18 protein-coding genes and 2 tRNA genes are annotated in these 21365 nt (G+C 52.6%); 15 read left to right on the forward strand and 5 right to left on the reverse strand.

The features are described 5' to 3' along the window. Nucleotides 1-137 precede the first annotated feature (137 nt). Nucleotides 138-476, forward strand: coding sequence for a hypothetical protein (locus tag CJP46_RS10455; RefSeq protein WP_094595545.1), 339 nt, complete (start codon nucleotides 138-140; stop codon nucleotides 474-476). 51 nt (nucleotides 477-527) lie between these two features. Here CJP46_RS10455 and CJP46_RS10460 read toward each other — a convergent pair whose 3' ends face one another. Beyond that, nucleotides 528-974 carry a GNAT family N-acetyltransferase gene (locus CJP46_RS10460; RefSeq protein WP_094595546.1) on the reverse strand — a complete coding sequence of 149 codons (447 nt, stop codon included), beginning with the start codon at nucleotides 972-974 and terminating at the stop codon, nucleotides 528-530. 587 nt (nucleotides 975-1561) lie between these two features. Here CJP46_RS10460 and ilvB point away from each other — a divergent pair. The 3 genes from ilvB to ilvC all read left to right on the forward strand — a co-directional run bounded on the left by ilvB (nucleotide 1562) and on the right by ilvC (nucleotide 4936). Then, on the forward strand, nucleotides 1562-3304 hold the full coding sequence (gene ilvB, locus CJP46_RS10465; RefSeq protein ID WP_094595547.1) for a biosynthetic-type acetolactate synthase large subunit: 1743 nt from the start codon (nucleotides 1562-1564) through the stop codon (nucleotides 3302-3304). 2 nt (nucleotides 3305-3306) lie between these two features. Beyond that, nucleotides 3307-3792, forward strand: coding sequence for an acetolactate synthase small subunit (gene ilvN, locus CJP46_RS10470; RefSeq protein WP_094595548.1), 486 nt, complete (start codon nucleotides 3307-3309; stop codon nucleotides 3790-3792). 151 nt (nucleotides 3793-3943) lie between these two features. Next, nucleotides 3944-4936, forward strand: a complete 993-nt coding sequence (ilvC, locus tag CJP46_RS10475) for a ketol-acid reductoisomerase (protein WP_094595549.1) — start codon at nucleotides 3944-3946, stop codon at nucleotides 4934-4936. Between the two features lie 192 nt (nucleotides 4937-5128). On the opposite strand, the gene CJP46_RS10480 is transcribed toward ilvC, so the two are convergent. Then, nucleotides 5129-6109 carry an aldo/keto reductase gene (locus CJP46_RS10480; protein ID WP_094595550.1) on the reverse strand — a complete coding sequence of 327 codons (981 nt, stop codon included), beginning with the start codon at nucleotides 6107-6109 and terminating at the stop codon, nucleotides 5129-5131. 259 nt (nucleotides 6110-6368) lie between these two features. On the opposite strand from CJP46_RS10480, the gene leuB reads away from it, so the two are divergent. From leuB to CJP46_RS10510, 6 genes are all read left to right on the forward strand, one after another. Continuing rightward, nucleotides 6369-7448: a 3-isopropylmalate dehydrogenase gene (gene leuB / locus CJP46_RS10485; protein ID WP_094595551.1), complete on the forward strand. Its 1080-nt coding sequence runs from the start codon at nucleotides 6369-6371 to the stop codon at nucleotides 7446-7448. 296 nt (nucleotides 7449-7744) lie between these two features. Then, on the forward strand, nucleotides 7745-8293 hold the full coding sequence (locus CJP46_RS10490; RefSeq protein ID WP_094595552.1) for a peroxiredoxin: 549 nt from the start codon (nucleotides 7745-7747) through the stop codon (nucleotides 8291-8293). Nucleotides 8294-8640: 347 nt separating this feature from the next. Continuing rightward, a complete protein-coding gene (locus CJP46_RS10495) occupies nucleotides 8641-9048 on the forward strand; it encodes a hypothetical protein (RefSeq protein ID WP_076173231.1) in 408 nt (135 codons plus the stop codon). A gap of 387 nt (nucleotides 9049-9435) precedes the next feature. After that, complete coding sequence (locus tag CJP46_RS10500) at nucleotides 9436-10545, forward strand: ATP-binding protein (RefSeq protein WP_094595553.1); 1110 nt, start codon at nucleotides 9436-9438, stop codon at nucleotides 10543-10545. Between the two features lie 106 nt (nucleotides 10546-10651). Then, nucleotides 10652-12196, forward strand: a complete 1545-nt coding sequence (locus tag CJP46_RS10505) for a leucyl aminopeptidase (RefSeq protein ID WP_179281121.1) — start codon at nucleotides 10652-10654, stop codon at nucleotides 12194-12196. Between the two features lie 159 nt (nucleotides 12197-12355). Beyond that, the gene (locus CJP46_RS10510; protein ID WP_094595554.1) at nucleotides 12356-13321 is read left to right on the forward strand and encodes an aldolase catalytic domain-containing protein; all 966 of its coding nucleotides are present in this window, start codon (nucleotides 12356-12358) and stop codon (nucleotides 13319-13321) included. Between the two features lie 59 nt (nucleotides 13322-13380). Here the strand turns inward: CJP46_RS10510 and CJP46_RS10515 are convergent, their stop codons facing one another. Both CJP46_RS10515 and CJP46_RS10520 read right to left on the reverse strand, forming a co-directional pair. Then, nucleotides 13381-13623 (reverse strand): HD family phosphohydrolase, encoded by a 243-nt coding sequence (locus tag CJP46_RS10515; RefSeq protein ID WP_256992291.1) that lies wholly within the window; start codon nucleotides 13621-13623, stop codon nucleotides 13381-13383. 8 nt (nucleotides 13624-13631) lie between these two features. Then, on the reverse strand, nucleotides 13632-13955 hold the full coding sequence (locus tag CJP46_RS10520) for a YbjQ family protein (RefSeq protein ID WP_094595556.1): 324 nt from the start codon (nucleotides 13953-13955) through the stop codon (nucleotides 13632-13634). A gap of 211 nt (nucleotides 13956-14166) precedes the next feature. On the opposite strand from CJP46_RS10520, the gene CJP46_RS10525 reads away from it, so the two are divergent. The 3 genes from CJP46_RS10525 to CJP46_RS10535 all read left to right on the forward strand — a co-directional run bounded on the left by CJP46_RS10525 (nucleotide 14167) and on the right by CJP46_RS10535 (nucleotide 16556). Further along, nucleotides 14167-16269 carry a putative bifunctional diguanylate cyclase/phosphodiesterase gene (locus CJP46_RS10525; RefSeq protein ID WP_094595557.1) on the forward strand — a complete coding sequence of 701 codons (2103 nt, stop codon included), beginning with the start codon at nucleotides 14167-14169 and terminating at the stop codon, nucleotides 16267-16269. Between the two features lie 74 nt (nucleotides 16270-16343). Beyond that, nucleotides 16344-16417, forward strand: a tRNA-Pro gene (locus CJP46_RS10530). Nucleotides 16418-16482: 65 nt separating this feature from the next. Further along, a tRNA-Gly gene (locus tag CJP46_RS10535) sits at nucleotides 16483-16556 on the forward strand. Between the two features lie 167 nt (nucleotides 16557-16723). On the opposite strand, the gene CJP46_RS10540 is transcribed toward CJP46_RS10535, so the two are convergent. Beyond that, complete coding sequence (locus CJP46_RS10540; RefSeq protein WP_094595558.1) at nucleotides 16724-17887, reverse strand: ROK family protein; 1164 nt, start codon at nucleotides 17885-17887, stop codon at nucleotides 16724-16726. A gap of 188 nt (nucleotides 17888-18075) precedes the next feature. On the opposite strand from CJP46_RS10540, the gene xylA reads away from it, so the two are divergent. Continuing rightward, nucleotides 18076-19392 (forward strand): xylose isomerase, encoded by a 1317-nt coding sequence (gene xylA / locus CJP46_RS10545; RefSeq protein WP_094595559.1) that lies wholly within the window; start codon nucleotides 18076-18078, stop codon nucleotides 19390-19392. Between the two features lie 140 nt (nucleotides 19393-19532). Then, nucleotides 19533-21029 (forward strand): xylulokinase, encoded by a 1497-nt coding sequence (xylB, locus tag CJP46_RS10550; RefSeq protein WP_094595560.1) that lies wholly within the window; start codon nucleotides 19533-19535, stop codon nucleotides 21027-21029. Nucleotides 21030-21365: the final 336 nt, after the last annotated feature.

A 21365-nucleotide genomic window follows, 5' to 3' on the forward strand; every position in this document is an offset into this window, starting at 1 on the left:
TGATCGGGACGATGATCCCCCGAACTAGCGCCCGTGATGCGTACTTCACCCAACTTCCTGGGTAACCGGGCTATTGAACAAGCGCCGTGGGGGGCATTCGAATAGATTGGTATGAACACATTTGGAGGAGGGATTAAATGCAACAGCCTGTGACTCGTAAACACGCCCAGAAGTTTATTGGTAAACATATTGTAGCTGCCAAAAAAGACGGAAGTCTGGTGACCGGAAAACTGCTGCGCATCTCCGGCAACCGCCTGATTCTTCAGCGGGACAAAGGGAAAAAGGTTCACACCAAAGCGATCATTCCGCTCGTCTTGTTTGATCTGCTGGCGATCGGAACGGCTCCATTCGCCTACGGCTCTTATGGGGGGTTCGGCGGCGGAGTTCCTTATAACGGCTACGGCCCAGGCTTCGGCCCAGGCACCGGCCCGGCTGGATATCCAGGAGGCTATCCTTACGGTGGCGGATTTTGGTAAGCCATTAATCCTTGGTTCGCTTAAGGGGGTTGTAAGTGGTTTCCGCCACGGCTAGGAGAGCTGTTTTTCCAATTCGTGGCACTGGTTTTTTGCATGGTACTTGATGTTAAAATACCCTAATTTTTGATAAAATATCATACCGTTTGCATTCCCGGAATCAACCATGACTTTCGACCGTTTGCACCCGCGTGACAACGCAAATCTTTCAGCATGGGCCATCAGAAGATTCCCCCATCTTTTGCGCTGTGATTCGGGTGCGACGGCCAACATGTCGATATAGAGCAGATCGCCGTGCAGCATAAAGTGGACAAATCCCACCGGATCCCCTTCGTAGTAGGGGGAAGCGATGAGCGTCACGCCGCGGTTCATGCGTCCGGGAAGATCCTTGCGCACCTGCTCCAATTGGCTTTTGTTCATATGGGACAGCGGGACAAGCTGGGTCTCGATCAAATGCATGATAACAGCATCGTCCTGCTTGGGTCTGCGGTATCTAATCATAGAGTCTGTCCTCCGTTCTGCTGCCCAAATCATCGATGAGCGACATACGTCATCATATGAAATTAGGGGTGGGCGGTGTGCCGAAAGTTCCCGGGAAAATGGAGGACAAAAGCAGACATGTATTTTTTTATCCGAATCTGGGTATTGACTATAGAATCGATGGGTCATATAATGTGTCTAAACATTTTATCGAGTATACAGTCATCGGCAATGAAGAGGACGAAGTTTAAAGGGCTCTTTTGAACAGAGAGTGGGAGGATCTGCTGCAACCTCCGCCAAAACCCCTTTTATACGAGCTCACCTCGGAGCTGTTCTCCTGAAAAGCGCTAAGCCTATTAGGGAGAATCGTCAGGTCCACGTTACGGACTCAAGGTATGGAAACGGATGAGCCATCGATGTAGAGGCACCGTTCCTCGTTTTCTATACCTGCTGAGGCTGTGCACTGTGAAGTGCGGAGCAAATATGGGTGGTACCACGGAAGAACAACCTTTCGTCCCTCACACAAAGATTTTGTGTGATGAGGGATGGAAGGTTTTTTTGTTTACCATCACAAAAAAATGAACGTATTCTTGAGAGGAGGATGACTGATGAGCGCGCAAATTCCTGAAGTGCGGTCTACAGAACAATTACGTGAGAAATGGATGAAGCCGGAAGTCATTTCCGGCTCGGAAATACTGCTTCGCAGCCTTCTGCTGGAAGGTGTCGAGTGTGTTTTCGGGTATCCGGGCGGGGCAGTGCTTTACATTTACGATGCGATGTATGGATTTAAGGATTTCAAACATGTGCTGACTCGTCATGAGCAGGGAGCAATCCATGCGGCAGACGGTTACGCACGGGCAAGCGGCAAAGTCGGCGTGTGTATAGCAACATCGGGACCGGGGGCGACCAACCTGGTCACAGGAATTGCCACCGCTTATATGGATTCCGTCCCTCTGGTTGTTATCACGGGTAATGTCGCAACTAGCCTGATTGGAACGGATGCTTTTCAGGAGGCCGACATTACCGGCATCACCATGCCGATCACGAAGCACAGCTATCTCGTCAGAGACGTTAAGGAACTTCCGAGAATCATTCACGAAGCTTTCCACATTGCTTCGACCGGCCGCAAAGGCCCGGTGCTGATCGACATTCCGAAGGATGTATCGGCGGCGCTCACGCTGTTCGAACCGGGAAGCAGCATCAACCTTCGCGGATACAACCCGCGCCTGGTGCCTAACAAGCTTCAGCTCGACAAGCTGGTTGCAGCGATCGAAGAGAGTGAGCGGCCGATGATCATTGCCGGCGGCGGCGTAATTTACTCCGGCGGACATGAAGCGCTGTATGAATTCGTGAAGCGGACCGAAATTCCGATTACGACCACGCTTCTCGGTCTGGGCGCATTCCCAAGCGGGCAAGAGCTCTGGACGGGCATGCCGGGTATGCACGGAACTTACGCCTCCAACATGGCGATTCAAGAGTCGGACCTGCTGATCAACATCGGCGCGCGGTTCGATGACCGGGTCACAGGCAAATTGAACGGATTTGCTCCGAACGCGAAAATCGTGCACATCGACATCGATCCGGCGGAAATCGGCAAAAACGTGCCGACGGACATTCCGATCGTAGGCGATTGCAAGACGGTGCTGGAAATGCTGAACAACGACGTGACACGGGCTGGCAAAGCCGATGCCTGGAGAACCCGGGTTCAGCAGTGGAAGCTGGAGCATCCGCTACGCTACGCTGATTCGGATACGGAGCTTAAGCCGCAATGGGTCATCGAGCTGCTGAACGATACGACAAAGGGCGAAGCGATCGTCACTACCGACGTAGGACAGCATCAAATGTGGGCGGCACAGTACTATAAGTTCAATCAGCCGCGCTCCTGGGTGACCTCGGGCGGACTCGGAACGATGGGATTCGGACTTCCTTCCGCCATCGGCGCCCAAATGGCCAATCCGGAAAGACTCGTCATTTCGGTCAATGGTGACGGCGGCATGCAGATGTGCTCCCAGGAGCTTGCCATCTGCGCCATCAACAACATTCCGGTGAAGGTAGTCATCATCAACAACCAGGTGCTCGGCATGGTACGTCAGTGGCAGGAGCTGATTTACGATAACCGATACAGCCATATCGACCTGGAAGGAAGCCCGGATTTCGTTAAACTGGCCGAGGCTTACGGAGTGAAGGGACTTCGGGCGACGAACAAGGAAGAGGCCAGAACGGCCTGGAAAGAAGCGCTCGAAACACCGGGACCTGTCGTTGTGGAATTTGTGGTCAGCAAGGGTGAGAACGTGTATCCGATGGTAACTCAAGGCTCGACCATTGATCAAATGTTGATGGGGGATGCATAAATATGAGCATGAGACATACCATTGCCGTTCTTGTGAATGACCAGCCGGGCGTGCTGCAGCGGGTATCCGGACTGTTTGGACGCCGCGGCTTCAACATTGAGAGCATTACGGTCGGGCAGTCGGAAGAAGCGGGGCTCTCCCGTATGGTCATCGTCACAATCGGTGACGACATGACGCTGGAGCAAATCGAGAAGCAGCTGTACAAATTGATCGATGTCATCAAGGTCATCAACCTCAGTTCCAAGCCGATGGTGGCACGGGAGCTGGCACTGATCAAGGTGAGCGCGGAGCCGGCGGAGCGTCCGGAAATCCTCGGCGTCGTAGAAACGTTCCGCGCTTCGGTCGTAGACATTGGAACCAGCAGCATCATGGTGCAGGTAGTCGGGGACTCTTCGAAGATCGACGCCATGATCGAGCTGCTGAAGCCATACGGGATCCGGGAGCTGTCGCGCACCGGGGTCACCGCCATGATTCGTGGAAATGCATAATCATACAAAACAGCATACACATTAAATTCCCGCTAAAGAGCGGGGGTTTGAAGGGATCGGATCCGAAAGCGGGACAAACCGGGTGCAAGGTCCTTTGAAACACCCGCTCTTTATGAAGGGTTCTTTTTAAAAACAAAGGAGGATTTATCACATGCCAGTTACAACTTATTACGAGCAAGATGCAGAACTCAGCGCTTTAAAAGGAAAAACCGTTGCCGTTATCGGATACGGAAGCCAAGGTCATGCTCAAGCACAGAACCTGCGTGACAGCGGTGTCAAGGTCGTTATCGGTCTTCGCGAAGGCAAATCTTTCGATAAAGCCAAAAACGACGGTTTCGAAGTTCTGTCCGTTGCTGAAGCAACAAGCAAAGCGGACGTGGTACAAATCCTGATGCCGGACGAAACTCAAGCGTCTGTGTACAAAAACGAAATCGAGCCGAACCTGAAAAAGGGCGCTGCGCTCATGTTCTCCCACGGCTTCAACGTTCATTTTGGACAAATTGTCGCTCCTAAAGATTCCGACGTGCTCCTGGTTGCTCCAAAATCCCCAGGTCACATGGTGCGCCGTACGTATGTCGAAGGCTTCGGGGTTCCTGGACTCATCGCTATCGAGCAGGACGCTACTGGCAATGCGAAACAAATCGGCCTCGCCTATGCAAAAGGTATCGGTTGTACCCGCGCAGGAGTTATCGAAACTTCCTTCCGCGAAGAAACCGAAACAGATTTGTTCGGTGAGCAGGCCGTACTTTGCGGCGGCGTAACCGCCCTGATCAAAGCCGGATTCGAAACGCTGGTTGAAGCCGGATACGCTCCGGAAATGGCTTACTTCGAGTGCCTCCACGAGATGAAGCTGATCGTCGACCTGATCTATGAAGGAGGCATGGCTAACATGCGCGACTCCATCTCCAATACGGCTGAGTACGGCGACTATGTAACGGGACCTCGCATCGTAACGGAAGAAACAAAGAAAGCGATGAAGGAAGTGCTGTCCGACATCCAACAAGGTAAATTCGCCCGCGACTTTATCCTTGAGAACCAATCCAACCGTGCATTCCTGAATGCAACACGCCGCAATGAAGCCAACCATCCGATCGAAGTCGTTGGCGGTCAATTGCGCGAAATGATGCATTGGATCAAGAAATAAAGTCTACAGCTCTTATCAATTTATAAAAAAGGCGGATTCCCCGATTTAGAGGGGATCCGCCTTTTGCATTTCTGAAGCAACGATTTGGGCTGATATGACGCTTCCCAATTTCCGCGAACAATGAGGCAGCAATGAGGCATCTGCTGCCAATTCGGGAGATCGCCGTTAGGGTGGCACGGCGTTCATGCCCGTTTACCAGGCATACGCCTCCGGAGCGGCTCCGCCCGGTCCCGGGAAGATTTCGTCCAGCCGCTTCAGCACGGCTTCATCCAGCTTGATTTCCAGCGCGCCAAGGGAGCTTTCCAACTGTTCCAGCGTCCGTGGCCCGATGATCGGCGCGGTCACCGCCGGATTGCTCAGCAGCCAGGCGATTGCGACGTTGTCCTGCGGCTCGCCGAGCTCGTTGCACAATTCGGCAAACGCCTCGAGCTTGGCGCGATGCTTCTCGATGCGCTCCGCGCTTCCGCCGCTGCGGGTGCCTTCCAGCTTCTTCAACGCGTTGCGTCCGAGCAATCCGCCGTCGAGCGGGCTCCACGGGATCACACCGAGGCCAAGGCTTTGCGCGGCAGGCAGCACTTCCAGCTCCGGAAGGCGGCAGTTCAGGCTGTATTTATGCTGCTCGGACACCAGCCCGAGGAAATGGCGGTTCTTCGCTTCGCTTTGGGCGATAGCCAGCTGCCAGGCAGCAAAGTTGCTGGAGCCGACGTAGCCGATTTTGCCCTGGTTCGCCGCGATCTCAAAAGCGCCCCACAGCTCGTCCCAAGTAACGTTCGGGTCGACATGGTGCATTTGGTACAACTCGATATGGTCGGTCTGCAGGCGCCGGAGCGATCCTTCCAGATGTCTGCGGATTTTGTATGAGGACAAGCCCCGTGCTCCATTCGGACCGTCCGCCGGGTCGCTCATGTCGCCATGAACCTTGGTGGCGAGGACCACCTTTTCGCGGCGGCCGCCGCCTTGGGCAAACCAGCGGCCAATAATCGTTTCGGTCAAGCCGGAGTTTTCGCCCCAGCCGTAAATGTTAGCGGTATCAAAAAATTGAACGCCGGCGTCAAGCGCCGCATCCATGATGCGGAATGCTTCTTTCTCGTCCGTCGCCGGACCGAAGTTCATCGTTCCAAGGCACAAGCGGCTGACCTTTAAACCCGATTTTCCCAGATACGTATACTGCATGAATCCGTTCAACTCCTTCGCGATTTAAGAGTATTAGTCCAAGCAATATCATTGTACCCGGAATAATCAGGAAAAGAAATGTGCCATGTTAAGGGCAGGTATAGAATAAATGAATCGATGCGGCAAGCTTATAGGAAAATACTATTAAGGTCATAGATTCTATATCTTGGTCAACGCTCTCCTTCATGTGTTACAACAGTATATAGAGAATTAGGACAGTGAAACTGAGGTACTTGTACCTGAAGGAGTGACTGATATTATGGCAGAGGTTAAAAAAATTGCAGTAATCGCAGGGGACGGCATCGGGCCGGAGGTTGTCGGAGAAGCGGAGAAAGTGCTCAAGCGTACGGAAGAACTGTTCGGCTACTCGTTTGAAACGGAGCATGCGCTGTTCGGGGGAATCGCAATCGATGAGAAGGGAACCCCGCTTCCGGAAGAAACGCTGGCGGTGTGTAAAAGTGCAGACGCAGTGCTGCTTGGCGCGGTAGGCGGACCAAAATGGGATAACAATCCGAAGGAGCTCCGTCCGGAGACCGGGCTGCTCGGCATCCGCAAGGCGCTCGGTTTATTCTCGAATCTGCGTCCGGCTGTCGTGTTCGACTGCCTGAAGGATGCATCGACGCTGAAGCCTGAGGTTCTGGAAGGCACGGACCTGATGGTCGTGCGCGAGCTGACCGGCGGGATTTACTTCGGCGATAAGCTGAGACGCCAAGGCGAGCATGGCGAAGAAGCGGTGGACACTTGCGTGTACAATGTGGCGGAAGTGGAACGGATCGTACGTCAAGCTTTTGAAATCGCCCAGAAGCGCCGCAAGAAGCTCGCCTCCGTCGACAAGGCGAACGTGCTGGAAACTTCCCGCCTGTGGCGTGAAGTGGTGAACCGGGTCGCTCCGGATTATCCGGATGTGGAGCTGGAGCATGTGCTTGTCGACAACTGCGCGATGCAGCTGCTGCGCCGTCCATCCAGCTTCGACGTCATCGTGACAGAGAACATGTTCGGCGATATTCTGAGCGATGAAGCTGCAATGCTGACCGGGTCCATCGGCATGCTGTCTTCCGCTTCGATGGGAGAAGGCGCATTCGGCTTGTATGAGCCGGTTCATGGTTCCGCACCGGATATCGCGGGACAGAATCTGGCGAATCCGATTGCCACGATTTTGTCGCTGGCGCTGATGTTCCGCCTCACGTTTGGATACGGCGATGCGGCTGACGCGATCGAAGCAGCTGTAGCTGAGGTGCTGAATGCAGGACATCGCACAGGCGACATCGCTGTGGATAAGAGCAAGGCGATCGGCACCCGGGAGATGGGCGACCTTATCGTGGCTGCGATGAAGAAGTAATTTTCAAGGCGAAATCGAGGTCGATTTTTACGCTATATTAATGAAGTGATTTTTTCGAGAAGGGTGCTGCCGGGTGACCGGCGGCCCCTTTTTTCAAACCTATCGCTAATTCAATTCTGGTGAAAAGTTCACGGTTTTTTCTTAATTATAATTATTATAAATAAATAACGTATATAATCTTGACTTTGAATTCATCGGATGATACCATTTGAAATGTAGATTCCACTTGGGATGCAATACGATACTCAATCTAGAAAACAGCTGTTGTTCTTTATATTAAAGGAGGAATTTTTGACATGGCAGAACGTTTAGTAGGAAAACCAGCTCCTGAATTTACGATGGAAACTGTAACAGGTGACGGTACGGATTTCAGCAAAGCAAGCCTGACAGACTACCGCGGTAAATGGCTCGTATTCTTCTTCTATCCACTCGATTTCACTTTCGTGTGCCCTACGGAAATCACTGCGCTGAGCGATGCTTCCGAGCAGTTCAAGGCACTTGACGCTGAAATTCTGGGTGTCAGCACGGACTCCATCCACAGCCACAAGGCATGGATCAACACACCGCGCGACTCGAACGGTCTTGGAAGAATCAACTTCCCGCTGGCTTCCGACATCACGAGATCCGTTGCGAAAGACTACGGCGTGTACATTGAAGAAGAAGGCGTTGCTCTTCGCGGTCTGTTCATCATCAACCCTGAAGGCGAGCTGAAGTATCAAGTGGTTAACCACAACGATATCGGCCGCAGCGTCGAAGAAACCCTTCGCGTCCTCCAAGCGCTGCAATCCGGCGGATTGTGCGCCATGAACTGGAAACCAGGCGACAAAAATCTGGTAACCAACTAATTTTTAAATATTCGGACAAGCCCCCTTTGCCTTGCTTGATGCAGGCCAAGGGGGTTTTTCATCAACTGCGGTTTTATGTTTAGAATGCCATGGACCGGTTGGAATAGGGCTAGATGCGCCAAATCTTCTTATTTTGTCATTTATATAGAATGAACTAAAGAAATGAATGTAAATGCAAAACTTTAGTTCGATGAAGCAGGATTTGATCAAGACGATATAGAAAACCAAAGGGCATGAATACATGATAAAACTTGGGTTCCGACATGGTTGAAAAAAAGGAATTGTCGAGCTTGAAATCGAATACATTATGAAGAAATACGGTGGAATCCAGAGGAGGGTGAACTGGAATGAGTTATTGCTGCGGAGCAAGTATGGTTGGAACGAAAGGTACGCTTAAACATTATCGCACTCAAGTCCATAATGTTCCCCTGTTGTTCTGTCCCGTGTGCCACCGGGTTGAGGTTCATTACAAGGTTGAGAATGAATACGAAATTTTGGCCGAATATGCGCATGGTGACGGGGCGGCAGAAATTGACTTTCAGGATTATGTGATCGAGGACGAAGAGACCATTTTTGAAAATGTGGTTAACTGCGAGAAGGAAGATCCGAAGGACATCATTCAGAGCCAGATTGACATGGCTCTTGATTTGTTGACGGTCGCCAAGCAAATTCAAGACGAGAAATGGCAGAGCGAGCTGAAGAAAAGACTCGCGGTCATGAGCCAACGCCGGCTGCGTCTTCAGCATAAATCATAAAATTTCATCGGATGCCCGGGGCTGCCGTCGAAACGGCGGAAATCGTCCCGGCTGAGCGCCCCGGTATGACATGGCATCAGGTACAAAAATGAATTTTTTGTGTCTGATGCTTTTGTTTTAGGCATTATTTTTGCAAGAGGCGACATCCTTATTTTTACAGGAGAAGCCTCTGCTTGAGCGGGGACTTTCGGCTAAGAAGCAGCGCTGATTGACGGCTTTCTTTTTCAGGCCGGGACCATTTTTTCTTTTTTCGACAGTATCTCTTGTTGAGTTTTCCGGCGAGCTTGTCTATGATTAAACTAATCTTTATTACTGGCCAAAAGATGGAATATTTGCCTGTTAACGATTTGCCAATTCCGTCATTTCCTTATAAAGGGGGGGCATCGTGTGAGCGAAATCCAAGAGACGTTGTTGCAGTCCCTGGAGGCTTTTCAATCAACGCAGCTTGTGAAGAACAAGTACGAGAACATCTTGGAGCACTTGGACAGTGGGGTAATCCTTTTCGACAGTGAAGGCGTTTTGACATTTATCAATGTGCAAATGGCGAGGTTGTTGGAAATTTCCCGTAAGTCGTTGACTGGACTAACCTTGCTTCAAATCTTGCGTCATCCCCAGTTAAGCCGGTATAAGAAGAAAAAGATACTGCGTATTTACCGTGAAACCATTTTTCACCGAAAAAGATACCATGAGCTAAGTGATGAAACCGGACGCCAGTGGCTTCTTACCGTCACCTACGGCGATCAAATGGACGGTGATTTTTTATTTAGTGTCAAGGATGTATCCGATTTCAAACAAATCGAACAAACCGCCTATCGGAACGACAAGCTGGCAATGCTCGGAAAGATTTCAGCTTCGATCGCCCACGAAATCCGCAACCCACTCACAGCCATCCGCGGATTCATTCAGCTGCTGAGACCTCATTTGACCAAGCTCGGAAAAGACGAGTATGCACGCATTATATTGACCGAAATCGACCGGGCGAACGACATTATTTATGAGTTTTTGAATTCGTCCAAGCCGTCCGCGCCGCAAACGACCGTCATCCCCGTTTCGTCCCTGCTAAAGGAGGTCGTTTTGCTCACGGAGAGCGAAGCGCTGATGAATGGCTGCGAGGTCGTTCTGATCGATGAATCTACGCCCCTTCATATATCCGTTGATGTCAAGCAGATTAAACAGGTCATTCTCAACATTATTAAAAACGCCATGGATGCGATCAATGATCTGGGACATGAGCATAACGGACGGATAGAAATCCGCACGCGCAAAGACCAGAGAAACGTAAATATATGTATTTCGGATAACGGAAAGGGTATGGATCATATCACGCTGAGTCATTTGTTCGACCCCTTCTTTACGACGAAGGAAAGCGGGACGGGCCTTGGGCTGTCCGTCAGCTACCGGATCATCAAGAATCACCGGGGTTATATCTCGGTCGACAGCAAAGTTGGGAAGGGAACGGAGTTTGTGATCTCGCTTCCGATCGTTGAAATGTCCTGATCCGGCACAGCAGGAACATTTTGTCTTTAGAGTTGCTTTGGACAACGGTGGAATAATATATATGACTATCGTCCGAAAAACTTGAAGACAAAGGAAGATAACGCCGATGAATGGACATCCGTTTTCCGAAGGACAAGATATTACGGTCACATGGAAGGATCATACGGAAGCTTCGCAGCTGAGTACAGATGCGCTTGTTGTTATGGTTTCCCAAAAGGATTTCGAGGATAACGCCTTTTCTCCCAGTCTTGCACCCATCGTGCAGCAGCTTAGGGACAGCCGCCTGTTCGGTGCTACCTTCAATCAAATCCACGCGCTGCCTGTACCTGAATCAAGCGGTCATCGCGCCGTCATTTTAGTGGGAACGGGAGACCGTCCGCTGACCTCCGAAGAACTTAGGCTTGCTGCCGTTCAGGCAGCGAGAACCGCTCTCAAAATCCAAGCCCGAAGCCTGGCATGGGAAGTGCCCATCACCATGATGCGATTTACTGCGGAACAGAACACGATGACTGCGGCCCAGGCCCTAACCGAAGGGTTCATCCTGGGAGCATATCGGATCAAGCAGTACAAACGGAATTCTCCTGTGTACACCGGTGTCAAAGAGATGGTATTTTTTCGAAAAGGTAACGCCGATCCCCGGGAAGCCGATGAATGGCGTCAAGGCATCATCCGTGGAAAAGCGGCCGCCGAAGCCACCTGCCTGGCGCGGGATTTAACGAATCTTCCCGGGAATATGCTGGTTCCTGACGATCTGGCGAAGCACGCGCAGCGGATTGCCCGGCAGTACGGCATGGAATCGCGCACGCTGAACGTCGAGGAGCAGAAGGCACTCGGCATGGGCGGATTGCTATCGGTTGGTCAAGGGAGCGTTCATCCGCCGCGGATGATCATGATGAAGTATCAAGGAAGGAACAGCTGGGATGACGTCATCGGCCTCGTCGGCAAAGGCATCACGTTCGATACTGGCGGCATCTCGCTGAAGAAACGGCTCGGCATGGAAGAGATGATCAGCGATATGGGCGGAGCCGCTGCGGTGCTGGGCGTCATGAACGCACTGGGAGCGCTGAAGCCTAAGGTGAATGTCGTGGCTGTCATCCCGAGTGCCGAGAACATGCCCGGCGGCAACGCCTTTAAGCCGGGGGACGTGATCCGCTCGCTCAGCGGCCGGACGATCGAGGTGCTGAATACCGATGCGGAAGGCAGAGTGGTGCTCGCCGACGGCATGACCTATGCCAGGCAGCTCGGTGCAACCCGTCTGATCGATGTCGCGACGCTCACGGGCGCCGTCGAGACCGCCTTGGGAGATGTGGCGACAGGAGCGGTGGCGAATGACGATACTTTTCTGCAGGAGCTGATTCTCGCTTCAAAAAGGTCCGGGGAAAAAGTATGGCCGCTTCCTGCTTACAAGGAATTTTGGGATATGCTTAAAAGCGATGTGGCGGACATTCGCAACAGTACCGGAGGCAGGGGAGCGGCGATTACGGCAGGCCTGTTTATCGGCACCTTTGCCGAAGGGCTGCCGTGGATTCATCTCGATATCGCCGGGACGGCTTATATCCACAAGGAGCGGGGCGTGAATCCCAAGGGAGGCACCGGGGTAATGGTACGCACCCTGCTGGAATGGCTGATGTCGCAAGCGGAATCCTCATAAGACAATGAACGTAAAGCGGAGTCCTGGGCGGGATAGCCGCTTTATTTCGTATGCCTTCATATGCAGCCATGCTCGCCCGCACAAATAACCTTTACTTTTCCGGTCACCTTCAAGTATGATGAAGGAATAAATTTTATGCCGGAAGGAGAAGCTTGTTGGATGAAAACGAACCCTTGTAAAATTGTCGATTGCACGATTCGCGATGGGGGACTGGTCAATAACTGGGACTTCAGCGTCGAATTTGTACAAACTTTATACGCCGGACTGAATGAGGCCGGTGTTGACTATATGGAGATCGGCTACAAAAATTCACCCAAACTGCTGAAGGGCGCCGATTCTGCCGGACCTTGGCGCTTTCTGGACGATGAATTCCTGCGTGAAGTGATCCCTCAGAAAGGCAAAACCAAGCTGTCCGCGCTCGTGGATATCGGCCGTGTCGATGAGAATGATATTTTGCCGCGCGAAGAGAGCCTGCTGGATTTGATCCGCGTAGCCTGCTACATCAAGGACGTGGATAAAGCGCTGGAGCTGGTGCAGACGTTCCATGACCGCGGTTACGAAACGACGCTGAACATTATGGCATTGTCCAATGTCATGGAGAATGAGCTGCTGGAAGCCTTCGAAATGATCCGGGAGAGTGTGGTGGATGTCGTCTACATCGTAGACTCCTATGGAAGCCTTGACCACAAGGACGTGGAGTACTTGGTAGAGAAGTTCAAGAAGCATCTGCCGAATAAGCGTCTTGGCGTTCATACGCATAACAATATGCAGCTGGCCTTCTCCAACACGCTGACCGCTGCGGAACTGGGCGTAGAGCTGCTGGACGCCTCCGTATACGGAATGGGCCGCGCGGCAGGCAACTGCCCGACCGAGCTGCTCGTTACCCATCTGAAGAACACCCATTACACCCTTCGTCCGGTGCTGGATTTGATCGAACGCCTGATGATTCCGCTTCGTGAAAAGGAAGAATGGGGCTACCTGATTCCTTACATGGTTACTGGAACGCTGGGGGAGCATCCCCGTTCCGCCATGGCGCTCCGGGCATCGGAGGATAAGGACAAGTACGTGGATTTCTACGACAAGCTGACGACTCCGGAAGTCAACTTTGATCCGAAATACAAGTAAACCGCTGTATTCATAAAAAAGGGGCTGCCCGTCACATGACGGGCAGCCCCTTTTTGGCTTCAATCGAGTCTGATATATTCGCGTTCACCGGTACGGTGATTATAATAAACCTGGTATTTATGACCGTCTTTCGGGTCAATGAATACTTCCGAAGTCGGCGTAAATGTTCCGTTCATGATATCCCTGCTGCCCCCGCTGTCGTCCCGGCGGCGGTACCTCTTGTCAAAGAAGCGCCAGCTGACCCATAACAGCAAGAGAAAAGCGACCAGCTCCAAGGCGTATATAAGCAGAATAATGACCATACCTCCCATCAGCCGACAGGACGGGTTCTGACGACCGTGCCGTAGGCAACAATTTCGCTCATGTTATTGCCGATATCCCCGCTGTCAAAGCGCATCATCACGATGGAGTCGCCGCCCATGGCATGCGCGTTCTGCACCATCCGGTCCACCGCCTGCCGTCGTGCATCCTCAATCATCTGGGTGTACTGCTTCACTTCGCCGCCGACCAGGCCTTTCAGGGAAGCCATAATATCCCCGCCGATGCCTCTGGCTCTAACGACGACGCCAAACGTGGTGCCGAGAACCTCGATAATTTCATGATTGGCTACATTTTCGGTTGTTGTAATGATCATACAATGCCACACCCCTTAGGTATTATATACTTCAATACGGATGAAAGAGCAGGAGGATTCATTTTTTTTGCAAAATGACTCATGTCGAACGATGTCCCGAATGCAAAATTATTGTCTGTTGCTAGCAGGAATGTGGGCGTGAATGTGGAATTATTTAGCATGAAATTCATATATAAATATTTCAGAAAAAACCCGGGGGTCAGAGGACTGCATGCATACAAGAGTAGAGAAAAGACGAACGATCAGGACGGCCTTGGTGGGGATCTTGTTTTTTATTGCGGTTCAGATCGTTCATTCTGCATTTTTATACAGTAATGATGGCGCCGGCTGGTTCAAGACGATTTATGTGCTTGCCGGGTGGAGCAGTGTAGCTGTCAGCTTTGCCGTATTCGCCCAAGGATGGCTGTTATTCTCGCACAAACTATCGCGGCACAGGCTGTATACGGCTGCGCTGTTTTTATGTCTGGCTGTGTTTGACTTTTTGCAGACGGCCAGCTTGCTCGGAATTCCTCTATTTGGCTATGCCTTGAATCAGGACGATGCCATGTGGCTGCTTATCATTTCTAAGGGAGCGTGCGCCCTCGGGCTTCTGTCGATTTATAATCTGAAAGACACGATGGTGTCGATTACCCATAAACGCCTCGTATTTTTGATCACATCGGTCGTGATCGTATTGGGTGTGATTGCCTTTTTCCTGTGGCATCAGAAGCTTCCTTTGCTGATGAACCACGGCAGCATTAATTGGCTGAAGAAATATTTGGACCTGGTGATTATTGCCGTCTGTCTGATTGGAATCGGGTCGATCATGTACCGTGGCAGAAAGGACCGGGCACCGTCGCTGCTCATTATTATCCGGGCGCTGATCTACTCCGCTCTTGGACAGGGGCTGATGATGACAGCGGATCATACATATCAGTGGAATTACTTGCTAGGCACCCTATCCGGCGGTGTGGCTTATTATCTGATGCTCAAGGGGGTCTACCGCCTGACGATCGAGGATCCTTTCCGGGAACAGCAGCGGGTGGAGGCGCGGATGAACTATTTGGCGTTCCACGATGATTTGACTGGACTTCCAAACAAACGCCGGTTGACCCAGCGTATCTCCAGCATCATCAAGAATGCCGGGCATGAAATGACCGGGGTCGTCGTTTTTAACGTCAACCGCTTCAAAAATATTAATGACTCCCTGGGGCATCAGGCAGGGGACCGGATTCTGCAGCTTGTCGGCGACCGCCTCAAACGGAATACCGAGTCCAGAGAGGAAGTATTCAGCATGGGCTCCGATGAGTTCGCCATCATTCTTCCTGCGCTTGCCGGCGTCGAAGAGGGGATGGAGCGGATCCGCTACTTGCTGAAGCTTTTTGAAAAGCCTGTCGTCATCGAGGAAAACGATTATCATATCACGCTCTGCGCAGGGATGGCGGTCTTTCCGCAAGACGGAGATACGGCCGAGGAGCTGATTCAGCACGCGGACACCGCCGTTCACCATGCCAAAGACTACGGAGTCGACGTTCGTCACTTTGTCCCATCCATGCAGTTGAAAGCGAAAGAACGGCTCCGCCTGGAGAATGACCTTCGCAAAGGGATCGAGCGGGAAGAGTTTTATTTGGAGTATCAGCCGCTCGTTCATCTGGAAAGCAACGAAATCGTCGGTATGGAGGCGCTGCTGCGCTGGCGGCATCCCAAACGGGGATTCGTCTCGCCGGCCGAATTCATTCCGCTGGCTGAGGAGAGCGGTTTGATTGTTCCTTTAGGCGAGTGGGTTCTTCGTACAGCGTGCTTGCAAAATAAAAAATGGCAGCAGGCCGGATATAAGCCGATCTGCGTCTCGATCAACTTATCCATGCGTCAGTTTCTTCAGCCTCAGTTGGCGGAACGCATCGGATCCATCCTGAATGAAATCGGCCTGGACCCGAAGTACGTCGAGCTGGAAATTACGGAAAGCATGACGTTCGACAAGGAGACGGCGTTTGAACAACTCCGGCGTTTGAAGCAGCTGGGCGTGTTCATCAGTATCGACGACTTTGGCACAGGCTACAGCTCGCTGCATTATTTGAAAAACATGCCGATCGACCGCCTGAAAATCGACCGTTCCTTCGTTCACGAAGTGATGAGCGACCATAACGATGCGGCGATCGTCTCCACGATCGCGTCGATGGCTCATCATCTGCAGCTCAAGGTGACGGCCGAGGGAGTAGAGAATGAGGAGCAGCTTCTTTTCTTGAAGGAACAGCGCTGCCATGAGGGTCAAGGCTACTATTTCAGCAAGCCGATTTCGCCGGAAGACTTTGAGCGGACCTTTCTGCTGAATTAAAAAAGTATTGCAATCCCGCGGCATCCGTGATATATTATTTCTTGTCTTCACAAGATGATATATCTTGAATGCAACGGGATGTAGCTCAGCTTGGTAGAGCACCTGGTTTGGGACCAGGGGGTCGCATGTTCAAATCGTGTCATCCCGATACTAGGCATTCACCCTGAGAAAGTACGAGATTCGCCTTGGCGGCTTTGCTTTTGCAGGTGATATGCGGGTGTAGTTCAATGGTAGAACTTCAGCCTTCCAAGCTGATAGCGTGGGTTCGATTCCCATCACCCGCTCCATATTAGTTAAAACAAACAACGCCGATGGCGTTTTTTTTGTTTTGGAGCGGATGTGGGGAGAGAACCCACGCGCGTGGGTGCGACCGTCCGTGCCGGCTTCCATCACCCGCTCCATAGATGAAAAGGGCCGGAGATCCATGGATCTCCGGCCTTTTTTATAGCTCCGGCTACAATGTGACACGCGCGTGGCCGAGAAAGTGCATGACGGCGGCGAAGCCCGCGCCGATCATCGTTCCGCGGCTGCCCAGCCGGGAGAAGGTAATCTCGAGCTGCTGCTTATGGTAGGGCAGCGTCCGCTCCGCGACGACCGCCTGCATCGGTCCGGACAGCCAATCCCGGGCTTCGGACAGCGCCCCGCCAATCACGATGAGCTCGGGATTGAAGCTGTTGATGAGGTTGGTTACACCGATGCCCAAATATTTGCCCATCTGGGCGAATTGTTCCCGGGCAGCCTCATTTCCCTCGGAAGCCAGGCGCACCAGCTCGGGCGTATTGTGGGCTGGCAGGGCAACGCCGGCCGTGTCGTACGTTTTCTCCGAAGCGTAGAGCTCCCAGCAGCCCCGGCTTCCGCAGGTGCAGGGCCTTCCGTCGGCCTCAATGCACATATGGCCGGTCTCCCCGGCGTAACCCCGCGCTCCCTTATACAACTCCCCGCCGATGATAATGCCCGATCCGATACCCGAACCTGCACTGATGTACAGCAGATGGCGCACATCCTTTGCTGCGCCGAAGTTGAGCTCGCCCTGCGCGCCGGCGTTAGCCTCGTTATCAATCGTGACAGGCACCGAAAAGGCTTCCTCCAGCAGCTGCTGCAGATGGACCATTTCCCAACCGAGGTTGGGCGCAAACAGGACGACCCCGTTTTCATCCACCATGCCGGGCACGCCAACCCCGATCCCGACGATGCCGTATGGAGTTTCCGGGGCTGTCTCCATAAGACTGGAGATGACCCTCTTCATCGCTTCAAGCACATAGGGCAGATCGTGACGCGCAAGCGCATGATCCCGCTCCTCCAGTACGTTGCCTCCCAGGTCGCACAGCACGGCAGTCAGCTGCTTCACCCGCAGCTCGATGCCGATGACAGTGCCGGCCATTGCGTTAAAATGCAGCAGCAGCGGCTTGCGCCCGCCGCTGGACTTGCCCGGCCCGACTTCGGTGACCAGCTGCTGATCGCACAGCTCGGCCACCAAATTGGAGACGGTGGCCTTGTTGAGGCCGGTCATTTCCGATACCCGGGCTCTGGAGAGGGTGGAGGAATGCTTGCGGATCGTGTGAAGCACAAGCGAGCGGTTTATTTTTTTGACCAGAGCCTGGTCGCCGGTGACTTTCATGAATATCGCACATCCTTCGAGTAATCCCATTTGCACATAATCAATTAGTCTAGAGCCAACCGCGACAAAAAGCAACCCGAAATCACCTTTTCAAAAAAACTTTGTTTAACCAATATACAAAGTCAATTCGATGTGTTACTATGTTCCTGTAAACGTTTGCGACAAGCAAATTTTGAGGAGGATTATACATGGCATACTTTGAGAACGTTGGGAAGATCGCTTATGAAGGAAGCCGTTCCACCAATCCGTACGCTTTCAAATTTTATAACCCGCAAGAAGTAGTAGCAGGCAAAACGATGGAGGAGCATCTCCGCTTCGCGATGGCCTACTGGCATACGTTGACAGCTGGCGGTTCCGATCCGTTCGGCGCAGAGACAGCTGTTCGCAGTTGGGACAAATACGACGGTATGGACAAGGCCAAAGCCCGCGTTGAAGCCGCTTTTGAATTTTTGGACAAAATGAACCTGCAGTTCTTCTGCTTCCACGATATCGACATCGCACCGGAAGGAAGCAGCCTGCGCGAGTTCTACAGCAACATCGACACCATCGTCGATTTGATCAGCCAAGGCATGAAATCCTCCGGCAAGAAGCTGCTATGGAACACGGCCAACATGTTCACAAACCCACGCTACATGCACGGTGCCGGGTCGACTTGCAACGCGGACGTATATGCCCATGCAGCAGCCCAAGTCAAAAAAGGCCTCGAAGTCGGCAAACAGCTCGGTGCGGAAAACTACGTATTCTGGGGCGGACGCGAAGGATATGAAACCCTGCTGAATACGGACCTCAAGCTTGAAATGGACAACATGGCCCGCCTGTTCCATATGGCCGTGGATTATGCGAAGGAAATCGGCTTTGACGCCCAGTTCCTGATCGAACCAAAACCGAAGGAGCCGACGAAGCACCAGTATGACTTTGATGCGGCGACGACGATTTCATTCCTGCAAAAGTACGATCTCGACAAGCACTTCAAGCTGAACCTCGAAGCCAACCATGCCACGTTGGCCGGACATACGTTCGAGCACGAGCTGCGCGTGGCGCGCATCAACGGCATGCTTGGATCCCTGGACGCCAACCAAGGCGACATGCTGCTCGGATGGGATACCGACGAGTTCCCGCTGAACATTTACGATTCCACGCTTACGCTGTATGAAGTGCTGAAGAACGACGGTCTTGGCAAAGGCGGCATCAACTTCGACGCGAAAGTACGCCGTCAGTCGTTTGAGCCGGAAGATCTGTTCCTCGCCCATATCGCAGGTATGGATACTTACGCGAAAGGCTTGAAAGTAGCCGCTAAGCTGATCGAAGACCGCGTGTTCGACGATTTCATCGACAATCGCTACGCCAGCTTCAAGGAAGGCATCGGTGCAGATGTCGTATCCGGTAAAGCGACTCTGGCTTCCCTGGCCGAATATGCGCTGAACAATGAAAATCCGCGCCGCAACGAGTCCAGCCGCCAAGAACTGCTGAAAGCGAAGCTGAACCAATACATCCTGGCTGAGTAATAGCAACTTCGGCAGGCACGGCCATTTACAAGGCCGGACATGAAATCTCTTTGAAATGCAACGAAGGTTGCCTGAAGAAAGCTTCTTCGGGCAACCTTTCTTTAGATATAAGTCCATTCGATCCATACAGGAGGAAAAGTATGAAATACGTTATCGGTGTTGATTTGGGAACAAGCGCCGTCAAGACGGTGCTGGTAAATCCTCAGGGAGAAGTCGTGCACGAGCACTCTGAGGCTTACCCGCTGAGCAGACCCGAGCCGGGCTGGAGCGAGCAGAACCCGGAAGATTGGGTGGAGAAAACGCTCGTCAGTCTTCGCAGGCTGATGGAAAAGTCGGGTGCCGACCCGCAGCAGGTGGAAGGTCTCAGCTTCTCCGGCCAAATGCACGGTCTTGTGCTGGTGGATTCGGAGGGTAAGGTGCTCCGTCCGGCCATTCTGTGGAACGACACGCGCACGACGGCGCAGTGCCGCAAGATCGAGAGCACGCTGGAGTCGAAGCTCCTCGGTATTGCCAAAAACCGCGCCCTTGAAGGCTTCACGCTGCCTAAAATTTTGTGGGTGCAGGAGCATGAACCGGACATCCTGTCCCAAGCCAGCCTGTTCCTGCTGCCGAAGGATTACGTGAGATACCGGCTCACCGGTGAATATGCGATGGATTACTCCGACGCCGCGGGCACGCTGCTGCTGGATGTCTCGGGAAAAACGTGGAGCGAGGACATCGCCGCGGCATTTGATCTGCCGCTATCACTATGCCCGCCTCTCGTCGAATCATTTGATCAAACGGGCACGCTGCTGCCTGACATCGCCGAGGCGTCCGGCCTGCTGCCGTCGACCAAGGTTTTTGCGGGCGGAGCGGACAATGCTTGCGGAGCCATCGGTGCGGGCATTCTGCAGGAAGGGCAAACGATGTGCAGCATCGGCACATCGGGCGTCGTCCTTTCTTTTGAAAGCCGCAAGGATCTGGACGTCGACGGAAAGCTTCATTTCTTTAATCACAGCGAAAAAGACGCCTACTATGTCATGGGCGTTACGCTTGCCGCCGGTCACAGCCTGACCTGGTTTAAGGATACTTTTGCCAAGGAAAAGAGCTTTGATGAGCTGCTTGATGGCATCGGTTCCATTCCTGCGGGCAGCAGCGGCCTGCTGTTTACGCCGTACATTTCCGGGGAAAGAACCCCGCATCCGGACGCGGATATCCGCGGAAGCTTTATCGGCATGGACTCCGGCCATACGCTTTCCCATTTTGCCAGAGCGGTGCTTGAGGGTATTACGTTCTCACTGCGGGAATCGATCGATATTGTTCGCGAATCCGGCAAAGAAATCCGTGAGGTCGTGGCCATTGGCGGCGGTGCCCGAAACGAAACGTGGCTGCAGATGCAGGCGGATATTTTCAACGCGACGATTATCAAGCTTGAAAGCGAGCAGGGCCCGGCTATGGGAGCGGCGATGCTGGCTGCATACGGCTGCGGCTGGTTCCCGTCGCTAACGGACTGCGCGAAGGCGTTTATCCGCCCGGCCAAAACTTACGCGCCAAACGCGGAGCGGGCCGAATTGTACAGCGGCTTGTTCAGCCTGTATCAGGAAGTATACAGCCAAACACGTGAGCTGAACCGCAAGCTGGTTTCTTACCGGAACTAGGAAGACGAAACCTCCCTCCCGGATGTGATGCGGGGGTCCTCGCTTCATGTCTAATTTAGACATGATTTTTTATCGAATTTTCGGGGTACTGCAATCGCTTTCAGAACAGTTAGAATAAGGATATATGACCAGTACCTTGCCTACTTGGCGTGCTGCCGTTAACATTTCGATTTGCATCATTCACAATGCTGAAAAGCAAATATGGCGGGAAGTCCGATCCATTACGACGGGCTTCCCGTAATTTCTTGAGGAAGCCTGAATGAAATTACGCCTCGGTCGCCGGTCCGGCAAGGTACAGGACGAAACAACCGTTCATCACGGGCAAAGGGGAGAGAT

The organism is Paenibacillus sp. XY044 (genome assembly GCF_002257645.1).
Classification (GTDB): Bacteria; Bacillota; Bacilli; order Paenibacillales; family Paenibacillaceae; genus Paenibacillus_AQ.